The organism is Allomesorhizobium camelthorni (genome assembly GCF_011045125.1).
Classification (GTDB): Bacteria; Pseudomonadota; Alphaproteobacteria; order Rhizobiales; family Rhizobiaceae; genus Allomesorhizobium; species Allomesorhizobium camelthorni.
Genome location: NZ_JAAKZF010000018.1, coordinates 26,259 through 46,900 on the forward strand (window position 1 = coordinate 26,259; position 20,642 = coordinate 46,900).

The window sequence follows — 20,642 nt, forward strand, 5'->3', positions numbered from 1 at the left end:
TTGGTAACCGTCCCGTCTCGACTTTCCGGCATGCTCAAATTGTCCCCACTACTGGATAAGGAAGTGCCAACGCGAATGGTTACTTGGATATTAACCGGCGTTTGGCGGCCGCGCGACTGTGGCGAGCAATTGGAGCAAAAAGCTGGCGCAACGGCTTTCGCCTTGCCAAATGCAGTAAAACGACCAAATGTCGCGCACCACGACAGTCCATCCCCGAAAGCAGGAATCCATGACGTCCAGACCATCGATCAGCTTTGCGAAACCCGGCGTGCCGAAAAAGCGCAGCGTCATCGTTCTGGCGGCCGAGGGCGGCGCGCTGAGCGACGCGGCGAAAGCCTGCGATCCTGGCGACACCTTTGCGCGCGCCTTCCCGGTGGCCGACTTCAATGGCAAGTTGGCCAGCGCCGTCGAGGTGCTGGCGCCGCAGGATACGCAGTTCGATCGCCTGGTGGCGCTCGGCGCTGGCAAGGTGGACGGCCTGGACGCTCACGCCTGGATGAAGCTCGGCGGCGCGGTTGCGGGCCAATTGCGCAAGGCGAGCGAAGTGGCGGTCATCGCCGACCTTCCGGGCTTGGAAGTCGATGCGGCGGCGGTGGCGAACGTCGCCGCAGGCATCCTGCTCAGGACCTATTCCTTCGACAAGTACAAGACCAAGAAGGACAATGCCGAAGGCGAGCAGCCAAAAGCAGCCAAGCCGGCCAAGATCACCATACACTGCCCCAATCCGACAGCCGCCAAGAAAGCGTTCGCCGATTCTGAAGCGGTGGTGGACGGCGTGACTCTGGCGCGCGACCTGGTCAACGAGCCGGCAAATATCCTGGGGCCGGTGGAATTCGCCGCGCGCGCCAAGGAACTCGAGGCGCTGGGCGTGACGGTAGAGATTCTCACCGAGAAGGAGATGCGTAAACTCGGCATGGGCGCGCTGCTCGGGGTCGCCCAGGGCTCCGCGCGACCGCCGCGGCTGGTGATAATGAGCTGGAACGGCGGCAAGGCCAAGGACAAGCCGGTCGCATTCATCGGCAAGGGTGTGGTGTTCGATTCGGGCGGCGTCTCGATCAAGCCCGCGGCCGGCATGGAGGACATGAAGGGGGACATGGGCGGTGCGGCCGCTGTGACCGGCCTGATGCGGGCGCTGGCCGCGCGCAAGGCGAAAGTCAATGCCGTCGGCATTCTCGGATGCGTGGAAAACATGCTCGATGGCAACGCGCAGCGTCCCGGCGACATCGTCACCTCGATGTCGGGCCAGACCATCGAAGTTTTGAACACCGACGCGGAAGGGCGGCTCGTGCTCGCCGACGCGCTCTGGTATTGCAACGACCGCTTCCAGCCGAAATTCATGGTCAATCTGGCAACCTTGACCGGCGCCATCATGGTGGCGCTCGGGCAGAGCCATGCCGGCCTGTTCTCCAACAATGACGAGCTGGCCGGGCGGCTGACCGCGGCCGGCCTCTCCACCCAGGAAAAGCTCTGGCGCATGCCGCTTGGCGCCGAATACGATAAATTGATCGACACCAAGAACGCCGACATGAAGAATATCGGCGGGCGCTTTGCCGGCGCGATTACCGCGGCGCAGTTCCTGCAGCGCTTCGTCAAGGATACGCCATGGGCGCATCTCGACATTGCCGGCACCGCAATGGGGTCGCCTTCGAACGAGATCAACCAGTCCTGGGGTTCCGGTTTCGGCGTGCGGCTGCTCGATCAACTCGTCCGCGATCATTATGAAAGCTAACAAATTCACATTGATAGCGTGATGACAGAGGTGCTGTTTTACCACCTGACCGAATCGACGTTGGAAGAAGCGCTGCCAGGTCTGCTGGAAAAGAGCGTCCAGCGCGGCTGGCGGGCGGTCGTGCAGACCGGAACCGAGGAGCGGCGCGATGCGCTCGATGCGCATCTGTGGACATTTCGCGACGATTCCTTCCTGGCGCACGGGACGGATCGCGAGCCGCATACGGTCGAACAGCCGGTGCTGCTGACGACCGAGGCGGAAAACGGCAACGGCGCCGAGATCCGTTTCATCGTCGACGGCGCGACGCCACCCGACGTCGCAGCCTATGAGCGGGCGGTATTCATGTTCGACGGCCACGATGCCGAGCAACTTGAAAAGGCGCGCGAACACTGGAAGGCGATGAAGGCGGGCGGGCACGCCGTCACCTACTGGCAGCAGACGCCGGAGCGTCGCTGGGAGCGCAAGGCGTGATGCCAGGCGCGGTCGAACGGGTTTTATGATGCGCCTGCTGTTCCTGCTCATCTTTCTTGTCGGTGCGGCGATCGGCGTCGGCTATCCCTACGTGATCCGGAATCTCTCCGGTCATGAGATCGGGACATGGCGCGTTTACGACGGTGTCGGCGGTTTCCGGCCGATCGAGGCGACGCTGGGCGCGACCGACACGCCGGTCCGGGTGCTGGTCGATATCACAAGCTCGGCTACGCTGCAGGCCGCCGCGAACGCAGCCGTTCTGACCATCACGGCTGCGGGCGGCGGCCGGACGGTGCTGGCCGAGACGCTTGGGTTGGCCGGCGCGACCACGCGTGACGACACGCCGCAAACCCTGCAGAAGATCTACCGCATCGACGCCGGTGCAATCGACGAGATCGAGGACGGCGTTCATACCTTCACGCTCGGACCCGGAGACGCGGAAGGCATTGATATGGAGTCCGTCGACCTGATCCTGCTCGCCGGCGCTGGCGCCTATGACCAGCGGGCTCAGCCGCTGGGCTTTTCGCTGATGGCGATCGGCTTCATCGGTTTCGTGCTGGCGATGCGGCGCGGCAGGCCCGAGCGCAACCCCAACTCGCAGCCGCCGAAACCCCGTTGGGGCAGGGGCGGCGAGCCGCGCTGAAGAGGGGCGGATGAACTACCGCCACGCCTATCATGCCGGCAATTTCGCCGATGTGGTCAAGCACGCGGTGCTGACCCGGCTCGTCGAGTATCTGAAGCTCAAGGACAAGGCGTTCCGCGTCATCGATACCCATGCGGGTGTCGGGCTCTACGATCTCTCGGCGGAAGAGGCGCAGAAAACCGGCGAATGGCGAAGCGGAATAGCGCGGCTGCTCGATGCAAGGCTCGCGCCCGAAGCGGCGGCGCTGCTTGCGCCCTATCTCGATGCAGTGCGGGCGGCAAACCCCGATGGCGCGCTTTTGCGCTATCCGGGCTCGCCGCTGATCGTGCGCGGGCTTTTGCGCAAGCAGGACCGCCTGTCGGCGATCGAGCTGCACCCGCAGGATTTCGCCGCACTGAAAGCCCTGTTCGCCGACGATTATCAGGTCCGCGTGCTGGAACTCGATGGGTGGCTGGCGCTGGGTGCACATCTGCCGCCGAAGGAAAAGCGCGGTCTGGTGCTGGTCGATCCGCCCTTCGAGCAGCAGGGCGAGTTCGCGCGTCTGGCGGAGGGACTGCGCAGGGCGCATCGGCGCTGGCCCGGCGGCATCTATGCGCTGTGGTACCCGGTCAAGGACCGCGCCGCGGTGAGGAGCTTCCGCGAGGCGCTGGTCGGCTTAGGCATCCCGAAGATCATGGACATTCGCTTCGACATCAGGCCGGCTAGTGACGAGCCGCGTCTCGATGGGACTGGCATGATCGTCGTCAATCCGCCATTCACGCTGGAGAAGGAACTCGCCGTCATGCTGCCGGCGCTGCATGCGGTGCTGGCCGAGAGCAGGGGAGCCGGTTGGCAGGTCGGATGGCTGACGGCGGAAGACGCGAACGTTTGACGGCGGCTTGACCGTTGCGCGGCCTTTGCGCAAACTGCCGGTCTTAGTGCTTCGCGCCGCACGCCTATTCACGAGGGACATCCATGACCCGAATCGCCCGTTTCGCCATGGCCGCAACGCTGGCCCTTGGCTCCTTCATGGCGCCGGCAGCGGCGCCTGCGGCCGACATGAGGATCTACCAGGAGCAGGATTCGGGCGTCTGCGCCGACAGGCGCTTTCTGGCCAAGATCACCGACCGCTTCCGTTACCAGGTGCGGCACGTTCCGCACCTGCCCGACGTCGCGATAACCGATTTCCAGCGCATCCGCGCCACCCTTTTCGAGCCGAGAGCCGAGCGTAAACCCATCGCGCGGCAATATTGCGAGGCCGATGTCGTGCTTTCCGACGGTTACACACGCAACATCTGGTATCTGATCGAGGGCGGCATGGGATTTGCCGGCATCGGCGACAATGTCGAATTCTGCGTCGACGGCTTCGACCGCTGGTACGTGTACAACGGGCGCTGCCGCGTCCTGCGCCCGGGTATGGAAGGGATTCAGGTGAGGACGGCCTACAAGTGACGGCTTTCTGCGCTTCCGGCGACCACGTACCCGAATACACGCTCTGCTCCGGTTCTCGAAATCCGCCATTTTGGTCGTTGCGCGCCCTCTTCGATCCGGCTCGTCCTGACCTGAATCGCAACACACCCTAAGCCGACACATGGCGGCGGGCCGAAGCCGATTGTATGCCGCGGGGGCGGGGCTGGCGCTGATTGCGGTCGCGCTGGCCATGTTCTGGAAACCCGCAGGCCAGGGCGTCGGCGAGACGATCAACCAGCCTGCCGTCCTGGCGCGGGGCGATGTGCCAGCCGGGACCGGTTTCGACTTTTACGTTTTGTCTCTATCGTGGTCGCCGAGCTATTGCGAGGCCGAAGGCGAGGACGCCAATCGTCAGCAATGCGCGTCTGCGCGGCCCTATGCCTTCGTTGTGCACGGGCTGTGGCCGCAATTTGAACGCGGCTATCCGGAAAACTGCCGCGCTGACGAGGAGAGCGTCGACAATGCGACGCTGCGCACCCTCTACGACATCATGCCGTCGGCCGGCCTGATCAGGCATCAGTGGCGCAAGCACGGCAGTTGCGCCGGACTTTCGCAGGACGATTATTTTGACGTGCTGCGCGCCGCCCGCGAGGTGGTCGCGATTCCTGCAGAGTTTCGCCGGCTCGACGCCTATCAGACGCTCGATCCCGACGACGCCGAACGCGCCTTTGTCGCCGCCAATCCAGGACTCGCCGGCGAGGGAGTGGCCGTTACTTGTGACAAGCGCTTCTTGCGCGAAGTGCGCATCTGCCTGACGAAGGATCTGGCGTTCCGTGAGTGCCCGGAGGTCGACCACCGCGCCTGCCGGCTGGACAGGGTGGTGATGCCGCCGGTGCGCTGAGATTCAGGTCATGCCGGCCTGCAAGGGCCGGCCCGACCTGAATCTCTACACCCACGCGTGCCCTCAGAAGATGTTCGCAGTCGGAAGGCCGAGCGCCGTTGCGCCGGCATATTCGGCCTGCGGCCCTGACTGCAGCGGGTGGTAGCGCGCGCCTTGTATGTCGCGGAAACGCCGCTCCAGGCCCTGGCTGCGGTAAAAGCCTGCGCCCCCGGCGAGTTCCATCGCCAGCTCGACGGCTTCTATCGCGTACCGGGCGACCAGCGTGCGGCCGATCATGATTTCGTTGATCGAATCCGCCGATGGCGCATTGCGCTCGACGATTTCTATCATATGCCGCTGCGCAAGCTGGGCTGCTCGCAAGGCGGTGTCCATACGCCCGGCAAGCTCCATGGCGTGATGGGTGGCCGGTCTCTTCTTTGCGAGCTCGATCGCTATGTCGCGGGCGCTTTCGGCCACGCCGAGATAGACCGAGTAGATCAGCGGAAAGGCGATGGTAGCGATGATCTGGAACAGCGGATGCCATTCGCCGCTGCGCCGCGTGACGGCGACGCTAGCATCGGGTACGAACAGGCCTTCGATCACAACGTCGTTCGACCCGGTTCCGCGCATGCCGAGCGTGCGCCAGGTATTGACGATCTTCACTTCGGGCGCCTTCATCGACACCGGGAAGTGAATGACCATGTCCGGTTCGCCATCCGACTGGACGATCGCGCCCGTCATCAGCAAGTCGCCTGCTTCAGCGCCGGAGGTGAATACTTTCCGCGCCGAAATCCGGTAGCCGCCGTCGACCTTGACGGCTTGTCCAGAGCCGGCGATCCAGTCGGAACCGCCGCTCGACAGGAGAACGAGGCGTTCGCCGGCGATCCTTTTCAGCAACGGCTCAACGGCGGCCGCCTTTTGGTGACGCCACCGCCAAGCCGGAATGGCGACCTGGTGCGTGTGCATGGAGAAGGCAAGGGCGGTCGAGCCGCAGTGGCGTGCCAGTTCGCGCAGCATCGCCGCGAGTTCGGGGACTTCCGCGCCACCACCGCCGAGTTTGCGCGGCACCGCCGCTTCGACTAGGCCGGCTTGTTTGAGCGATTTGTAGTTTTCCGCGACGAAGCGGTCATTCTCGTCGGCGTCGGCGGCGCGCGCGGCAAGTTGCGGGCCGAGCGAGCGGGCGATTGCAACGAAGTCAGTCGGGGTTGGGTTTGCCTGCTCAGTTTTCATGGCGACTGCAAGTCCTGTGGTGTTCATGCCTTGATTCCTCCTTGGCCAATTTTCAAACACCCATGAAGAATTGCGCCGGGACAACATCACGTCCAGTTCAGGAACTGTATCGCCATAAAAAACGCCGGCAGGGGGCTGAACGGTACTGCGAGTCAACTTGGCAGGAGCGCCGCCGCGGCGTATCCTCGACATGGAAATTGCTTTCAAAGGGAGTGGGCATGGAAGAACGCGGCGGATATGGACAGTTCTGTCCCGTAGCAATGGCCGCGGAAATACTGTGCACGCGGTGGACGACGCTGATCGTGCGCGAATTGCTCTGCGGCACAACGCGTTTCAACGACCTGAGGCGCGGCGTTCCCCGCATGTCGCCGTCCCTGCTATCCAAGCGATTGAAAGAACTCGAGAAAGCCGGCGTCATAGCGACCGTGCGCAGCGCCGGGGGATCAGTCGAATACCGTCTGACGCCGGCCGGCGAAGAGCTTGGCCCGATCGTGATGGCAATGGGATTCTGGGGCCAGCGCTGGGTTGAATCGACCCTGTCGCTGAAGAATCTCGACCCGTCCCTGCTGATGTGGGACATGCGGCGCAAGCTCAATCCCGAGCCCCTGCCGCCCGGGCGGTGCACGATTCAGTTTCAGTACCCCGAATTGCCGCCCGCGCGGCAGAACTGGTGGTTGGTAATCGAGGACGGGAACGTCGATCTTTGCGGCTTCGACCCGGGCTACGAACTGAACCTCCTGGTCAGGTGTTCGCTGAAGACCATGACCGCGATATGGATGGGTCTGACCGTGGTCCGTACGGAGATCGAGGCCGGACGCCTCGAACTGGACGGCGATCCGTCGATCGCGAATTCGATGCAGCGATGGCTCGGCCTCAGTCCCTTCGCCGCCGAGAGCCGGCGCGTTCCTGATCCGACCGGCAGATTTTCAGAACTGGCCTAGCAAATCACGACGGGATGAACGCTGTTCGCCGTTGCTCCCGTGCGCCGGCAGCAATAGCGTTGCGCCGAAACCCCAGAAGCGAGGCCTGCATGCCCAAAATTCTCTATTCGCCGACATCCCCCTACAGCGCCAAGGTGCGCATGGCCGCGGCCTATGCCGGCGTTCCGCTGGAAGCGGTGGTGGTCGACACGAATTCGCAGCCGGCCGAACTGACAGGCCCCAATCCGCTCGGCAAGATTCCTACGCTGGTGACCGACGAAGGGCGAGGGATCTATGACAGCCGGACGATCACCCAGTACCTGAACCGCCTGTCGGGCAATGCGCTGTTTCCGCGCAATCCTACGAAGCGGCTCGAGGCCGAAATGCTGGAGGCCCTGGCCGACGGCGTCTGCGACTGCCTGCTCGCCCACGTCTATGAACGGCGCATGCGGCCGGCCGAGAAGGTGCATCAACCATGGCTCGACCTGCAATGGTCGAAGGCGATGCGCGCCTTCGATCTCTTGAACGCCAACCCGCCGAAGCTGCCCAAAAAGATCACCGCCGGCCACATCGCGCTGCGCGCCTGCGTCGGCTACATCGACCTGCGCTTTCCCGGGCAGTGGGAGAAGGGCCGCGCCAGGCTGAAGCGCTGGGCGGCGCGCTTCGACGAGAAGTTTCCGGAGCTGAAGCAGTACGTTCCGGCCTGACTTTCAGCGGATGCAAAAAAAAGCCGGGCGTCGAAACGCCCGGCTTTCTTTCGATCGCTATATATGCCGATCAGAACTTCATGCCGACGCCGAAGGTGATGCGGTGATCCTTGGCATCGACATCGCCCGAACCGCCGGCCGTGGTGAACTCTTCACTGCCGTAGTCCGTGTAGCGATACTCGACACGGCCGAACACCTGCTCCGTGATCTTGACGTCGGTGCCGACGCCGGCCGTCCAGCCGACCATGGTGTTGTCATCCGAGACGCCGCCTTCGGTGACTTCCATCTGCTTCGCGGCGCCACCAGCGGTGGTGTAGAGCAGCACGTCCGGGGTCACGACATAGCCGAGGCGGGCGCGCAGCGAGCCTTCGACGCCGGATTCGACTTCAGTGCCGGCATTGTCGCCCTTGACGCCGCTGTAGCCGATGTCGGCTTCAACACCAGCCACGATGCCGCCGGTTTCCCAATTGTAGCCGGCGAAAGCGCCGCCGACGAAGCCGTCGGTGTCGATCGAATTGTTGAACGACTCATCTTCGGACTCGCCGCCGAAGGCGTAGCCGGCGCTGAGACCGGCATAGGGGCCAGCCCAGGACGCCACCGGCAGTTCCTCGATCGGCGCCGGTGCAGGCGGCTCTTCCATGATGACATCGGCGGCGTTTGCCGCATTCATGCCCATGAAGGCGATGAGCCCCAAAGCGGTAGCCGTAGGCCACGCGAGATTCAGTTTGCTTTTCATTTTTTACTCCTTGCCACAGCGCACTCAAAAACAGGCTGTGGTATTTCGTTCGATAGGAGCCCCTGCCCGCGGGGAGGATAAACGGGCTCGGCGCCTCACCGTTCCGAATTTCGGGGCCAAATGCGGCTGGAGCTTACCAGAAATCGGGTCATTCCCCGGCGCCAATGAGGCAGAAGCGTGGCGTTGCACATGCGCAACAAGCCTGTCAGGAGCTTTGCCGGCGCCGACCGCAAGCCGGCTTGGTGCAAGGCCTTGCGAGACCTATATTGCGGCGGAGACTCCTTGGCTTTGCGGCGGGCGTCAGCGCCGGATCGCGCTCCTCGCCACATTGCCGCCAAAAGAACGAACCGAAAGTTACGAAACCGCCGCCGGGCATCTCATCGGGATTTCGACCATGGCGCAAGCCCGCAAGACAGCACTGGTGACCGGCGGGGCAAAACGCATCGGCAAGGCGATCGTGGAAGATCTCGCGGCGCACGGCTTTGCCGTGGCCATCCACTGCAACCGTTCACGGGCGGAAGCCGAGGCCTTGGCCCGAGCGGTACGTGACGGAGGCGGCCGCGCGGCAGTGGTCGCGGCGGACCTGACCGACATGGCGCAGGCTGGCGGATTGCTCGAAGCCGCTGGACGCGCCGTCGGGCCCGTGTCGCTGCTCGTCAACAGCGCTTCGGTTTTCGAGGATGATTCAGTGACGGATCCCGACTGGGCCGCCTGGGACCGGCATTTCGCCGTGCACGTCAAGGCGCCGGCGCTGCTGGCCGGCCGGTTCGCGGCAGCACTTCCCGAGGGCGAGGAGGGACTGATCGTCAACATCATCGACCAGCGCGTCTGGAAGCCGACGCCGCGCTACTTCTCCTATGCGCTGTCGAAATCGGCTCTCTGGGCAGCCACGCGGACGATGGCGCAGGCGCTGGCGCCGCGCATCCGCGTCAACGCCATCGGTCCGGGGCCGACGCTCGCCAATGTAAGGCAGCAGCCTTGGGATTTTGCCGCCCAGGTCGATGGCCTGATTCTCGGCCGCGGACCGCAGCTTTCGGAATTCGGTGCGACGATCCGCTATCTCTGGGAGGCGCGCTCGGTGACCGGCCAGATGATCGCCATAGATGGCGGCCAGCACCTTGCATGGCAGACGCCGGATGTGACAGGCATGGCGGAATGACGGTCAAGGACGAAACGATAAAGAGGCCGCCGATACCGCGCGGCGACAAGGCAGGCGGCGACATAGCCGGCTATATGCCCGGCCATGACGTCGAGGAGGACGACGAGCCCACGGTCGAGGCGTCGCCCGTTGCCGGACCGGATGTGCCGTTCACCGCGATCGACTGGAGCGCGCATGCCGGCGACGCCGACGGCATGGTGGGCGCCGAAGTCATCCAGACACTGGTCAAGCGCCTGCCCAACGCGCCGGGCGTATACCGGATGATGAACGCGGCCGGCGACGTTCTCTATGTCGGCAAGGCGCGAAGCCTGAAGAAGCGCGTGACCAATTACGCGCAGGGCAGGTTCCACACCAACCGTATCGGCCGGATGGTGCGCGAGACCGCGACGATGGAATTCGTCGTGACACGCACCGAGGTCGAAGCGCTGCTGCTCGAAGCCAATCTTATCAAGCGCTTGCGGCCGCGCTTCAATGTTCTTCTGCGCGATGATAAATCATTTCCCTACATCATGCTGACCGGCGATCACCCGTCACCCGGCATTTTCAAGCATCGCGGCGCGCGCTCGCGCAAGGGCGACTATTTCGGGCCTTTCGCCTCCGCCGGCGCAGTCGGCCGCACCATCAATTCGCTGCAGCGCGCATTCCTTTTGCGCACCTGCACCGATTCGGTATTCGAGAGCCGTACGCGGCCCTGCCTGCTCTACCAGATCAAGCGCTGCTCAGGTCCTTGCACCGGCGAGATCTCCGCGGCCGACTATGCCGAACTGGTTTCGGAGGCGAAGGATTTCCTGTCGGGCCGCAGCCAGAAGGTGAAGACCGAGATTTCGGCGGCCATGCAGGAGGCCGCGGAAGACCTCGATTTCGAGCGCGCCGCGATCTACCGCGACCGGCTGGCTGCGCTGTCGCATGTGCAGAGCCATCAGGGCATCAACCCGCAATCGATCGAGGAAGCCGATGTGTTCGCCATCCACCAGGAGGGCGGGCAGGTCTGCATCCAGGTGTTCTTCTTCCGCACCGGCCAAAACTGGGGCAATCGCGCCTATTTTCCGAAGGCAGATCCGGCGCTGGAGGGAGCGGAGGTACTCGGCTCGTTCCTGGCGCAGTTCTATGACGACAAGCCATGCCCGCGGCTGATCCTGCTGTCGCATACGGTCGAAGACCAGGAATTGCTGTCGGCGGCGCTTGCGACGCGCGCTGGTCACAAGGTCACGGTCACCGTGCCGCAGCGCGGCGAAAAGAAGGATCTCGTCGACCACGCCGTCCAGAACGCTCGCGAGGCGCTAGGCCGCAGGCTCGCCGAGACTTCCACCCAGACAAGGCTGCTGGCCGGGATGGCGGAGACGTTCGGGCTGGAAAAGCCGCCGGTGCGTATCGAGGTCTATGACAACTCGCATATCATGGGCACGAACGCGGTCGGCGCCATGATCGTCGCCGGCCCCGAAGGCTTCGTGAAGAACCAGTATCGTAAATTCAACATCCGTTCAACCGAGATCACGCCGGGCGACGATTTCGGCATGATGCGCGAAGTGATGGAGCGGCGCTTTTCGCGGCTTTTGAAGGAGCATGGCGAGGACGGTGATGTCGGGGAAAGCGAGACGGACGAGGTCAACGGCTCGGGCTTCCCGGCCTGGCCCGACGTGGTTCTGATCGACGGCGGGCAGGGGCAGATGAGTGCGGTCCGTTCGATCCTGGAAAATCTTGGCATTGCCGATCGCGTGGTGGCGATCGGCGTCGCCAAGGGGCAGGACCGCGACGCCGGCCGCGAGCGGTTTTTCGTCAAGGGGCGCGAATCCTTCTCATTGCCGGTGCGCGACCCGGTGCTCTATTTCGTGCAGCGCCTGCGCGACGAGGCGCATCGCTTCGTCATCGGTTCGCATCGTGCCCGGCGCAAGAAGGAGATGGTGAAGAATCCGCTCGACGAGATCAGCGGTATCGGGCCGGGCCGCAAGCGGGCGCTGCTCCTGCATTTCGGAACAGCCAAGGCGGTGAGCCGCGCCGCGGTGGAAGATCTGACGGCGGTCGACGGAATTTCGGAATCGATTGCAAAGTTGGTCTACAATCACTTCCACGAAAATTGACACAATTGCGCTGGCTCATCGCTTTTCGATGATTGACCCGGCACGGAGGCATCTGATTTGAGTATCTCTGGATCTGGAGAATTGCGGAAAGACATGGGCAAGGGCGCATTCAATCTTCCCAATATGCTGACTTATGCGCGAATTCTGGCCGTGCCGATGGTCGTGCTGTGCTTTTTTCTGGAAGGCCGGCTTCAATCCAGCGACTTCGCGCGCTGGACAGCGCTTGTGATTTTCATCGCCGCCAGCGTGACCGATTATCTCGACGGTTATCTCGCCCGCGCCTGGCAGCAGACTTCCAATATCGGGCGCATGCTCGATCCGATCGCCGACAAGCTTCTGGTCGCGACCTGCCTGCTGCTGCTCGCAGCCGATACCGACAGGACGATCGCCGGCTGGTCCTTGTGGGCAGCGATCATCATACTGTGCCGCGAAATTCTCGTGTCGGGGCTGCGCGAATATCTCGCCGCCCTCAAGGTCAGTGTGCCGGTGACTCAGCTCGCCAAATGGAAGACGGCGATCCAGATGGTCGCCATCGCTTTCCTGCTGCTCGGCCCGGCAGGCGACAAGATGGTCCCCTACTGGACGCAGATCGGTATCTTCCTGCTCTGGGTCTCGGCTATCGTGACGCTCTACACCGGCTATGACTATTTTCGCGCCGGCGCCAAGCATATCATGGACGAATGACAGAGCCCCTGACCAAACTTGTCTATTTCGCCTGGGTGCGGGAACGGATCGGCAAGCCGGAGGAAGAGGTTTTTCTGCCCTCGACGGTCGAGACGGTGGCCGACCTCCTGCTTTGGCTGAAGGCGCGCGGCGAGGAATATGAAAACGCGCTGCAATATCCGGAAGTGATCCGCGTCGCGATCGATCACGAGCACGTCGATCATCGCGAGAAGATCGCCGGCGCGCGCGAGATCGCCCTATTCCCGCCGATGACCGGAGGCTGAGATGCCGGCCGGTGTAGTGCCCATGGTGCGTATCCAGCGGCAAGATTTTGACATTGCCGCGGAAATCGGCCGACTGACGGAGGGGCGCACCGATGTCGGCGCAGTGGTGACGTTCTCGGGCCTGTGCCGCGACGAAGCGGGCGCGCTCGCCGCGCTCGAACTCGAGCACTATCCGGGCATGGCCGAAGCCGAGATCGCGCGCATCGCCGAGGAGGCGTTGGGCCGCTGGCCGCTGATGGGTCTCAGCGCAATCCACCGCTTCGGCAAGATCGCTCCGGGCGAAAACATCGTGCTCGTCGTAGCGGCGTCTGCGCACCGGCAGGTGGCGTTCGAGGCGGCGTCCTTCCTGATGGACTATCTGAAATCGCGCGCGCCCTTCTGGAAGAAGGAGCATCGCGTTGACGGCTCCGAAGGCAATTGGGTCGATGCCAAGGATGCCGACGACCAGGCCGCCGCGCGCTGGAATTCTTCTCGATAATTCTTCCCGACTTTAGCGCACTCTCAAAAGATTTCGGCCATCGGGCCGAAACCTGCCGTTAAGCATGCGTTTCGACGGTTTGCCGGTTTAGAGCTTTCTAAAGTTGTCGTGAATTACGGTCGCCGTCGATAAACGCGTCGCGAAGCAGAATGCATCCATTGCTGAGTTCATTGTTCGACGTTTGGGCCGGCAAAGACTGGCTGATCGCCGCAAGCGTCGTATTGTCGGCGTTTGTCTCGCTTTGGATGATCCGTTACCGCAGCCTCTACTTGCGGGCGCTCGCCGAGCAGGAAAACAACAACGATCTGGTCGAGAATCTGTCGGAGGGCATCTACCGTGCGCTGCCGGATGGTCGCCATATCAAGGGCAACCAGGCGCTGGTTCGTCTGAACGGCTATGAGAGCGAGGAGGAGATGCTGGCGGGCATCCTCGACAGCGATAAGCCGTGGTATGTCGAGCCGGGTCGCCGCGCCGAGTTCCAGGCGATCCTGATGCGCGACGGCAAGGTCGAGGATTTCGTCTCCGAAATCCACCGCCACAAGACGCGCGAGCGCATCTGGATCACCGAATCCGCCAGGCTCGTCTACGATCGGAAGACCGGCCGCAAGCTTTTCTACGAGGGTTCGGTTCGCGAGATCACCGAAACAATCAAGCGGCTGAAGCTCGAGGAGCAGTTCCAGAAGCTGACGAGCCGGTTGCCGGGCGGCCTGTTCCAGTTCAGAAACTTTCCTAACGAGCGCGGTGAAATGCTCTACGTCAGCGCCGGCATCGAACAAATCTCCGGCATTTCGCCGGAGGAGCATCTGGCCGACTCTTGGGCGTTTACCAATCTGGTCATCGACGAAGACCGCGAAGCCTACCTCGCGTCGCAGCACGAGGCTGCCGCGAAGCTGGAGCCGTGGAATTGTGAGGTCCGGATACGCAGCCGCGATGGCCAGGAGAAATGGGTGAGCATGGACGCTCGTCCGGAGCGGTCGGAAGAGTGCATCACCTGGCATGGTTATGTCGCCGACATTTCAGTGCGCAAGCGGCACGAGATGGAAATCGAGGAACTGGCCTATTTCGATCCGCTGACCCGGCTGCCGAACCGTCGCATGTTCCTCAATCGCATGACGCAGGCTATCGCCGCCTGTGAGCGGCGAGGCGATACCGGGGCGCTTCTGTTCATCGACCTCGACAACTTCAAGACACTGAACGACACGCAGGGCCATGACATAGGCGATTGCTTCCTGGTGCAGGTCGCAGACCGGCTCCGCCGCTGCGTCAATCCGCGCGACATGGTCGCCCGCATCGGCGGCGACGAATTCGTGGTGGTGCTGGAGGAAACCGGCTCTGAGGCGGCGCACGGCACGCTTCGGGCCATCACCACGGCGAACCAGATACTTTCTGCGCTGAACAGGCCGTTCGAACTCGGCCCGTTGCGCCATGTCGGTTCGGCCAGCGTCGGTGTCGTGGTGTTCGACGGTAGCGAAAAGCGCGCCGACGAGATTTTGAAGCGCGCCGACATCGCCATGTACCAGGCCAAGGCCGCGGGTCGGAATAGCACGGCGCTGTTCGATCCGGCGACCATGGACCGGGAAGCGCAACGCTACCGTATGCTCAGCGACCTTCGCACCGCTTTTTCCGACAACCAGCTAGACCTCTACTTCCAGCCGCAGGTGGACCATACCGGCCGCGTGACCGGCGCCGAGGCGCTGGTGCGCTGGGAACATCCCACGCTGGGAAGAATTCTTCCGGACGAGTTCGTCGCGTTGGCCGAGCAGTTCGGTCTCAATGACGAGCTTGCCAATTTCGTGTTCGCCAAGGGACTGGAGGCGCTGGCCGGCTGGCAGCGCGACCCGGTGATGGCGCATTTGCGGCTGGCGCTGAATGTCAGCGTGCAATCGTTCTCGAGCAACGATTTCATCGGTATGGCCCGGAGCAAGATCAAGGCCTTTGGCGTCGATCCGACCATGCTGACCTTCGAGCTGACAGAGCATGTAATGGCCAAGGACCATCAGCTCGTCGCCGCCAGGATGGCCGAGGCCAAGAAGCTGGGTGTTCGTCTGTCGCTTGACGATTTCGGCACCGGCTATTCGTCGCTGGCCTACCTCAAGCAATTGCCGTTCGATGAGCTCAAGATCGACGGCGGGTTCGTGGCCGATATCGAGAATTCCGACGGCGACCGGGCGCTGGTGAAGACGATACTGGCGATGACGCGCACGCTCGGCCTGTCGGCTGTGGCCGAGCATGTCGAGAATGTCCGGCAGGAAGCGTTCCTGAGGGCCTTCGGGTGCGATTTCTTTCAGGGCTTCCTGTACAGCCCCGCCGTTCCGGCCGACCGGTTCGCAGACATGTTCCACGACGCGCCGCCGCAGGTCGCCGTGCCGCAGCCGGTCATGCTGCAGACGGCCTGAAAAAAGCCGGAGCGTTGCCCCGGCTTTTCGTTTTTCATTCAGGCGCTTGCGGCGCGAAACGGATTCAAATTGTCAGCCGACGATCTCGGTATCGGAGAACCAGTACTTGATTTCCTGGGCGGCAGTCTCGGGCGCGTCGGAGCCGTGCACCGAATTCTCGCCGATCGACAGGGCATGCACCTTGCGGATCGTGCCTTCGGCGGCGTTGGCCGGGTTAGTGGCGCCCATCACGTCGCGGTTTTTTGCAATGGCGTTCTCGCCTTCGAGGACCTGCACGACCGTCGGGCCCGACGACATGGATTCGACCAGCTCGCCGAAGAAGGGGCGATCCTTGTGGACGGCGTAGAAGCCTTCCGCCTCGCGGCGGCTCATCCAGACGCGGCGGGAAGCGACGACGCGCAGGCCGGTATCCTCCAGCATCTTGGTGATCGCGCCGGTGAGGTTGCGCCGGGTCGCGTCGGGTTTGATCATCGAAAACGTGCGTTCGATCGCCATGGTGTATCCTTCTGGGCAATGGGGATGAAAAAGGTGGCGGACCTATACAGACGGTCCGCCCCATTGCCAAGGCCCGAAGCCGCTTGCCGCGCTCCTATGCGGCCGCGGGAACCCTGCGGCCGATGCCGCCGTGCAGATCGAGGCAGCGGCCGAGCCACTCCGCCACCGGATCGTCCGCCGCGAGCGCCTGGAAGGGGGAGGTGATGCGCACCCACTGGAAGGCGCCGAAGACGATGTAGTCGGCGAACAGCGGCGCTGCACCGCCGATCCAGGGCTGGTAGGAAAGCATCGACCTGAGCGGTTCCAGCGACGCACGGAACGCGGCGAGCCCGGCCTCGCGCCCGGCCGGCACCTCTTCCAGCCGCTTGCCGAAGCGCGGCTCGCGGCTTTTGCGGAAGTAGGCCTGGTCTTCCGGCGCCAGCACGTCATGGATGTCCATCATCGCCGCGGAACCGAGATAAGGATGGATGGTCAGCTGCGACCAGCGCTCGATGAAGCGCGCCATCGCCTTGCCGCCTTCGCCGCCGAACAGTGTCGGCTGGTCCGGATAGGCGTCCTCCAGATAAAGCGCGATGGCGAAGGAATCCGACACGGTCTTGTCGCCGTCGCGGATCACCGGAACGATCTTGCTGGCGCCGCCCTCGACGGTTGGCACCGCAGTGAACGGCGTCGGCACGCTCTCGAAATCGAGCCCCTTGTGGGCCAGCGCCATCGCCGCTTTCCAGCAATGCGGGCTGAAGGGGCGGGAGGCGTCGCGGCCGACAAGGTCATAGAGCAGAATGGTCATTGGCGCTTCTCTCACTGCAGTTTAGGAATGGCGCGCATATACAGCGCTTCGAGCGTCAAAGGTAAAGTCCATGAAACAGCATTTCACGATGTTCGCGGCCTATAATTCATGGGCCAACCAGCGGGTCTATGACGCGGCGGCTGCGCTTTCGCCGGAGGAATTCCGGCGCGACACCGGTGCATTCTTCAAGTCGATGATGGGCACGCTCAACCACCTCGTTGCCGCCGACCGCATCTGGATGAAGCGCTTTACCGGTGAGGGTGATGCGCCGACGGCGCTCGACGCCATCATCCACGAGGATTTCACGAAGCTGCGGGCGGTCCGCGAGGCGGAGGACAAGCGGATCTCCAAATGGATCGGCGGCCTAAACGAAAAGGCCTTTTCCGGGCGGTTCACCTACATGACAGTCACCGACATGCGCACCGTGTCGCAGCGGCTCGCGCCGGCGCTCGACCACTTCTTCAACCATCAGACCCACCATCGCGGCCAGGCGCATATGATCCTGACCGTGCTCGGCCAGCCTTCACTGCAACTCGACCTTGTCTACTTCCAGCGCACGGAAGAGGGCAGGGCCTATGCGTGAGCCGGCGACTGGTTCGGCGAGGGACCGGTTGGAAGAAGTCCTGGCGCGGCTCGCCGAGCGCGAAGCCGAGGAACGCGTTTTCCTGAAGCTGTATTCCGACGCGGCCAGAGTTTTTGCCGACGCTGCAGATGCGCGCCGCCGAGCAGGAATCTCCCTTGGCCCGCTCGACGGCAGGATCATCTCCATCAAGGATCTTTTCGACGTTGCGGGCGAGACGACGACCGCCGGCTCGGCCGCACTCGCCGATGCGCCGCCCGCGACCCGGGACGCCGTGGTCGTGGCGCGGTTGAGGCGAGCAGGGGCCGTGATTGTCGGCAAGACCAACATGACCGAATTCGCCTTTTCCGGCATCGGCCTCAACCGGAATTTCGGGACGCCGGGCAACGCCGCCGATTCGACGCGCGTACCGGGCGGCTCCTCGTCGGGCGCCGGCGTATCGGTCGCCGAAGGCACGAGCGAGATCGCCATCGGCTCGGACACGGGCGGGTCGGTACGCATTCCCGCGGCATTGAATGGCGTGGTCGGTTTCAAGCCGACGGCCGGGCGCGTTCCGCTCTCCGGCGTATTTCCGCTGTCCAGTACGCTCGATTCCGTCGGCCCGCTGGCGCGCACGGTGGCGGATTGCGCCATCGCCGATGCCATCATGGCAGGCGAGGAGCCGGATGCGCTTGAACCATTTCCGCTCAGCGGGCTGCGGATCGGCATTCCGCAAGGCCGGCTATTCGGCGACATCGATGCTGCCGTGGCCGAGGGCTTCGCGCGCAGCCTGAAAGCGCTGGAGGCTGCGGGCGCAAAAATCGCCGATCATCCGATCGACGACCTGCTGAACGGTATGGCCGAAGCGACGAAGGGAGCCTCAATCGCCTCGGTCGAGGCAGCAGAAATTCATGCCGACCTCGCCGCGACGCAGGCATGGTCGCTGGTCGACCCGCGCATCGGCGGGCCGATCAAGCGCCGAGCCGCCGTGCCAGCCTACGCCTATATCAGAGTGCTCCGAAAGCGGGCGGCGCTCGCCGCCGCCATGGACCAGCGGCTGCGGCCGATTGATGTGCTGGCTCTGCCGACGACGCCGATGATCGCCCCGGCCATCCAGCCGCTGCTCGAGGATGACGACCTGTATGACCGCACGGACGGGCTGCTGCTGCGCAATCCGCAGGTCGCAAACCAGTTCGACCTGACCGCGATTTCGCTCCCGATGCCGGGAATGAACCTTCCGGCCGGCCTGATGCTGTTCGCTCGCAACGGCCATGACCGCCGCCTGCTAAGCACAGCCGCCGCTGTCGAGGAGCTTTTTCGCCGGGCTTCGTAGACTCAGGTTTTGAGCCGATAGCCGGTATGGAAAATCCAGGCGACCACGCCGAGGCAGAGTGCGAGGAATGCGAGCGTCATGCCGAGGCTGACGCCGACGCTGACATCGGCCGCACCATAAAAACTCCAGCGAAAGCCGCTGACCAGGTAGAGCACCGGATTGAACAGCGTCACGTTCTGCCAGAAGGGCGGCAGCATGCTGATGGAATAGAAGCTGCCGCCGAGGAAGGTCAGCGGCGTGACGATGAGGAGCGGCACCAATTGCAGCTTCTCGAAGCCGTCGGCCCAGATGCCGATGATGAATCCGAACAGGCTGAACGTAACCGCGGTCAGCACCAGGAACAGGATCATCCAGAAGGGATGGAGGATCGTGAGGTCCACGAACAGCGCCGCGGTCGCCAATATGATCGTGCCGAGAATGACGGATTTTGTCGCCGCCGCGCCGACATAGGCGATTGTGATCTCAAGGAACGACACGGGCGCGGAGAGGATCTCGTAGATCGTGCCGACGAACTTCGGGAAATAGATGCCGAACGAGGCATTCGAGATGCTCTGGGTGAGCAGCGACAGCATGATCAGCCCCGGCACGATGAACGCGCCGTAGCTGACGCCGTCTATCTCAGGGATGCGCGAGCCGATGGCGGCGCCGAAGACGACGAAATAGAGCGACGTCGAGATGACCGGCGAAACGATGCTCTGAAGGAGGGTGCGCCAGGTGCGCGCCATCTCGAAGAGGTAGATCGCCCGGATCGCGTGGAAGTTCATGGCCGCTCCCTCACCAGGCTGACGAAAATCTCCTCGAGCGAACTCTGGTTGGTCTGGATATCCTTGAACCGTATTCCCGCCGCGCTCAAATCCTGCAGCAGTGTCGTGATGCCGGTCCGCTCGCCTTGGGTGTCGTAGGTATAGACCAGCTCCTGGCCGTCTTCGGCGAGTTCCATTCCGTAGGAGCGCAGGTTCTCCGGTATGGCGGCCAGCGGATACTGGAGCTGCAGCGTCAGCCGCTTCTTGCCAAGCTTGCGCATCAGCTCGACCTTGTCCTCGACGAGGATGAGCTCGCCTTGGTGGATCACACCGATGCGGTCGGCCATCTCCTCGGCCTCCTCGATATAGTGCGTCGTCAGTATAATGGTGACGCCGGTGTCGCGCAGCGAGCGCACGACATTCCACATGTCGCGGCGCAGCTCGACGTCGACGCCGGCCGTAGGCTCGTCGAGGAACAGGATGCGCGGCTCGTGCGAGAGCGCCTTTGCGATCATCACCCGGCGCTTCATTCCGCCCGAGAGCGTCATGATCTTGCTGTCCTTCTTGTCCCAGAGCGACAGGTCGCGCAGCACGCGCTCGACATGCGCCGGGTCGCGCCTTTTGCCGAACAGGCCGCGGCTGAAGCTGACGGTCGCCCAGACTGTCTCGAACGCGTCCGTCGTCAGTTCCTGCGGCACAAGGCCGATCTGCGAGCGGGCGTGGCGGTAGTCGGCGATGATGTCGTAGCCGTCGGCGAGCACCGTTCCTTCGGTCGGATTTACGATGCCGCAAATGATGCCGATCAGCGTGGTCTTGCCCGCGCCGTTCGGCCCCAAAAGCGCGAATATCTCGCCGCGCCTGATCTCTAGGTCGATGTTCTTGAGCGCCTGGAATCCGGACGCGTATGTCTTGGAAAGGTTCGAGACGGAGATGACTGGCTGCATGGGAATGGCGATAGCGGT

The 20,642-nt window shown here is 63.4% G+C and carries 22 protein-coding genes; 16 read left to right on the plus strand and 6 right to left on the minus strand.

Annotated features, from left to right (window positions below; genetic code table 11):
- The first annotated feature begins 229 nt into the window (after positions 1 to 229).
- The 6 genes from G6N73_RS14995 (at position 230) to G6N73_RS15020 (ending at position 5,133) form a co-directional block, all read left to right on the plus strand.
- Positions 230 to 1,729 carry a leucyl aminopeptidase gene (locus tag G6N73_RS14995; RefSeq protein WP_165028884.1) on the plus strand — a complete coding sequence of 500 codons (1,500 nt, stop codon included), beginning with the start codon at positions 230 to 232 and terminating at the stop codon, positions 1,727 to 1,729.
- 21 nt (positions 1,730 to 1,750) lie between these two features.
- Positions 1,751 to 2,200 carry a DNA polymerase III subunit chi gene (locus G6N73_RS15000; protein ID WP_165028886.1) on the plus strand — a complete coding sequence of 150 codons (450 nt, stop codon included), beginning with the start codon at positions 1,751 to 1,753 and terminating at the stop codon, positions 2,198 to 2,200.
- 28 nt (positions 2,201 to 2,228) lie between these two features.
- Complete coding sequence (locus G6N73_RS15005) at positions 2,229 to 2,843, plus strand: hypothetical protein (protein ID WP_165028994.1); 615 nt, start codon at positions 2,229 to 2,231, stop codon at positions 2,841 to 2,843.
- Positions 2,844 to 2,853: 10 nt separating this feature from the next.
- The gene (locus G6N73_RS15010) at positions 2,854 to 3,714 is read left to right on the plus strand and encodes a 23S rRNA (adenine(2030)-N(6))-methyltransferase RlmJ (RefSeq protein ID WP_165028888.1); all 861 of its coding nucleotides are present in this window, start codon (positions 2,854 to 2,856) and stop codon (positions 3,712 to 3,714) included.
- An 83-nt stretch (positions 3,715 to 3,797) separates the two neighbouring features.
- A complete protein-coding gene (locus G6N73_RS15015; RefSeq protein ID WP_165028890.1) occupies positions 3,798 to 4,274 on the plus strand; it encodes a hypothetical protein in 477 nt (158 codons plus the stop codon).
- A 139-nt stretch (positions 4,275 to 4,413) separates the two neighbouring features.
- Positions 4,414 to 5,133, plus strand: a complete 720-nt coding sequence (locus tag G6N73_RS15020) for a ribonuclease T2 family protein (RefSeq protein WP_246252072.1) — start codon at positions 4,414 to 4,416, stop codon at positions 5,131 to 5,133.
- Positions 5,134 to 5,196: 63 nt separating this feature from the next.
- Here the strand turns inward: G6N73_RS15020 and G6N73_RS15025 are convergent, their stop codons facing one another.
- Positions 5,197 to 6,369: an acyl-CoA dehydrogenase family protein gene (locus tag G6N73_RS15025; RefSeq protein WP_165028892.1), complete on the minus strand. Its 1,173-nt coding sequence runs from the start codon at positions 6,367 to 6,369 to the stop codon at positions 5,197 to 5,199.
- A gap of 191 nt (positions 6,370 to 6,560) precedes the next feature.
- Here G6N73_RS15025 and G6N73_RS15030 point away from each other — a divergent pair, with 191 nt between their 5' ends.
- Together G6N73_RS15030 and G6N73_RS15035 are read left to right on the plus strand one after the other, a co-directional pair.
- Entirely contained in the window at positions 6,561 to 7,283 is a 723-nt protein-coding gene (locus tag G6N73_RS15030) for a winged helix-turn-helix transcriptional regulator (RefSeq protein WP_165028998.1), read from the plus strand.
- A gap of 89 nt (positions 7,284 to 7,372) precedes the next feature.
- On the plus strand, positions 7,373 to 7,969 hold the full coding sequence (locus tag G6N73_RS15035; protein ID WP_165028894.1) for a glutathione S-transferase family protein: 597 nt from the start codon (positions 7,373 to 7,375) through the stop codon (positions 7,967 to 7,969).
- A gap of 70 nt (positions 7,970 to 8,039) precedes the next feature.
- Here the strand turns inward: G6N73_RS15035 and G6N73_RS15040 are convergent, their stop codons facing one another.
- A complete protein-coding gene (locus G6N73_RS15040; protein ID WP_165028896.1) occupies positions 8,040 to 8,705 on the minus strand; it encodes an outer membrane protein in 666 nt (221 codons plus the stop codon).
- 394 nt (positions 8,706 to 9,099) lie between these two features.
- On the opposite strand from G6N73_RS15040, the gene G6N73_RS15045 reads away from it, so the two are divergent.
- From G6N73_RS15045 to G6N73_RS15070, 6 genes are all read left to right on the plus strand, one after another.
- Positions 9,100 to 9,864 (plus strand): SDR family oxidoreductase, encoded by a 765-nt coding sequence (locus tag G6N73_RS15045; RefSeq protein ID WP_165028898.1) that lies wholly within the window; start codon positions 9,100 to 9,102, stop codon positions 9,862 to 9,864.
- Positions 9,865 to 9,938: 74 nt separating this feature from the next.
- Positions 9,939 to 11,942 (plus strand): excinuclease ABC subunit UvrC, encoded by a 2,004-nt coding sequence (gene uvrC / locus G6N73_RS15050; protein WP_246252075.1) that lies wholly within the window; start codon positions 9,939 to 9,941, stop codon positions 11,940 to 11,942.
- 93 nt (positions 11,943 to 12,035) lie between these two features.
- A complete protein-coding gene (gene pgsA, locus G6N73_RS15055; protein WP_165029000.1) occupies positions 12,036 to 12,626 on the plus strand; it encodes a CDP-diacylglycerol--glycerol-3-phosphate 3-phosphatidyltransferase in 591 nt (196 codons plus the stop codon).
- An 8-nt stretch (positions 12,627 to 12,634) separates the two neighbouring features.
- Complete coding sequence (gene moaD, locus G6N73_RS15060) at positions 12,635 to 12,889, plus strand: molybdopterin converting factor subunit 1 (protein WP_165029002.1); 255 nt, start codon at positions 12,635 to 12,637, stop codon at positions 12,887 to 12,889.
- A gap of 1 nt (position 12,890) precedes the next feature.
- The gene (locus G6N73_RS15065; RefSeq protein ID WP_165028902.1) at positions 12,891 to 13,367 is read left to right on the plus strand and encodes a molybdenum cofactor biosynthesis protein MoaE; all 477 of its coding nucleotides are present in this window, start codon (positions 12,891 to 12,893) and stop codon (positions 13,365 to 13,367) included.
- 149 nt (positions 13,368 to 13,516) lie between these two features.
- On the plus strand, positions 13,517 to 15,763 hold the full coding sequence (locus G6N73_RS15070) for a putative bifunctional diguanylate cyclase/phosphodiesterase (RefSeq protein WP_425484090.1): 2,247 nt from the start codon (positions 13,517 to 13,519) through the stop codon (positions 15,761 to 15,763).
- 72 nt (positions 15,764 to 15,835) lie between these two features.
- On the opposite strand, the gene ndk is transcribed toward G6N73_RS15070, so the two are convergent.
- Together ndk and G6N73_RS15080 are read right to left on the minus strand one after the other, a co-directional pair.
- On the minus strand, positions 15,836 to 16,258 hold the full coding sequence (gene ndk / locus G6N73_RS15075; protein WP_165028906.1) for a nucleoside-diphosphate kinase: 423 nt from the start codon (positions 16,256 to 16,258) through the stop codon (positions 15,836 to 15,838).
- Between the two features lie 94 nt (positions 16,259 to 16,352).
- Complete coding sequence (locus tag G6N73_RS15080; RefSeq protein ID WP_165028908.1) at positions 16,353 to 17,045, minus strand: glutathione S-transferase family protein; 693 nt, start codon at positions 17,043 to 17,045, stop codon at positions 16,353 to 16,355.
- A 70-nt stretch (positions 17,046 to 17,115) separates the two neighbouring features.
- Here G6N73_RS15080 and G6N73_RS15085 point away from each other — a divergent pair, with 70 nt between their 5' ends.
- Together G6N73_RS15085 and G6N73_RS15090 are read left to right on the plus strand one after the other, a co-directional pair.
- Positions 17,116 to 17,628: a DinB family protein gene (locus tag G6N73_RS15085; protein WP_165028910.1), complete on the plus strand. Its 513-nt coding sequence runs from the start codon at positions 17,116 to 17,118 to the stop codon at positions 17,626 to 17,628.
- Positions 17,621 to 18,937, plus strand: a complete 1,317-nt coding sequence (locus tag G6N73_RS15090; RefSeq protein WP_165028912.1) for an amidase — start codon at positions 17,621 to 17,623, stop codon at positions 18,935 to 18,937. The genes G6N73_RS15085 and G6N73_RS15090 overlap by 8 nt, the downstream gene beginning before the upstream one ends.
- 2 nt (positions 18,938 to 18,939) lie before the next feature.
- On the opposite strand, the gene G6N73_RS15095 is transcribed toward G6N73_RS15090, so the two are convergent.
- Together G6N73_RS15095 and G6N73_RS15100 are read right to left on the minus strand one after the other, a co-directional pair.
- Positions 18,940 to 19,701, minus strand: a complete 762-nt coding sequence (locus tag G6N73_RS15095; RefSeq protein WP_165028914.1) for an ABC transporter permease — start codon at positions 19,699 to 19,701, stop codon at positions 18,940 to 18,942.
- Positions 19,698 to 20,624: an ABC transporter ATP-binding protein gene (locus G6N73_RS15100; RefSeq protein WP_165028916.1), complete on the minus strand. Its 927-nt coding sequence runs from the start codon at positions 20,622 to 20,624 to the stop codon at positions 19,698 to 19,700. Before G6N73_RS15100 ends, G6N73_RS15095 begins: the two co-directional genes overlap by 4 nt.
- Positions 20,625 to 20,642 lie beyond the last annotated feature (18 nt).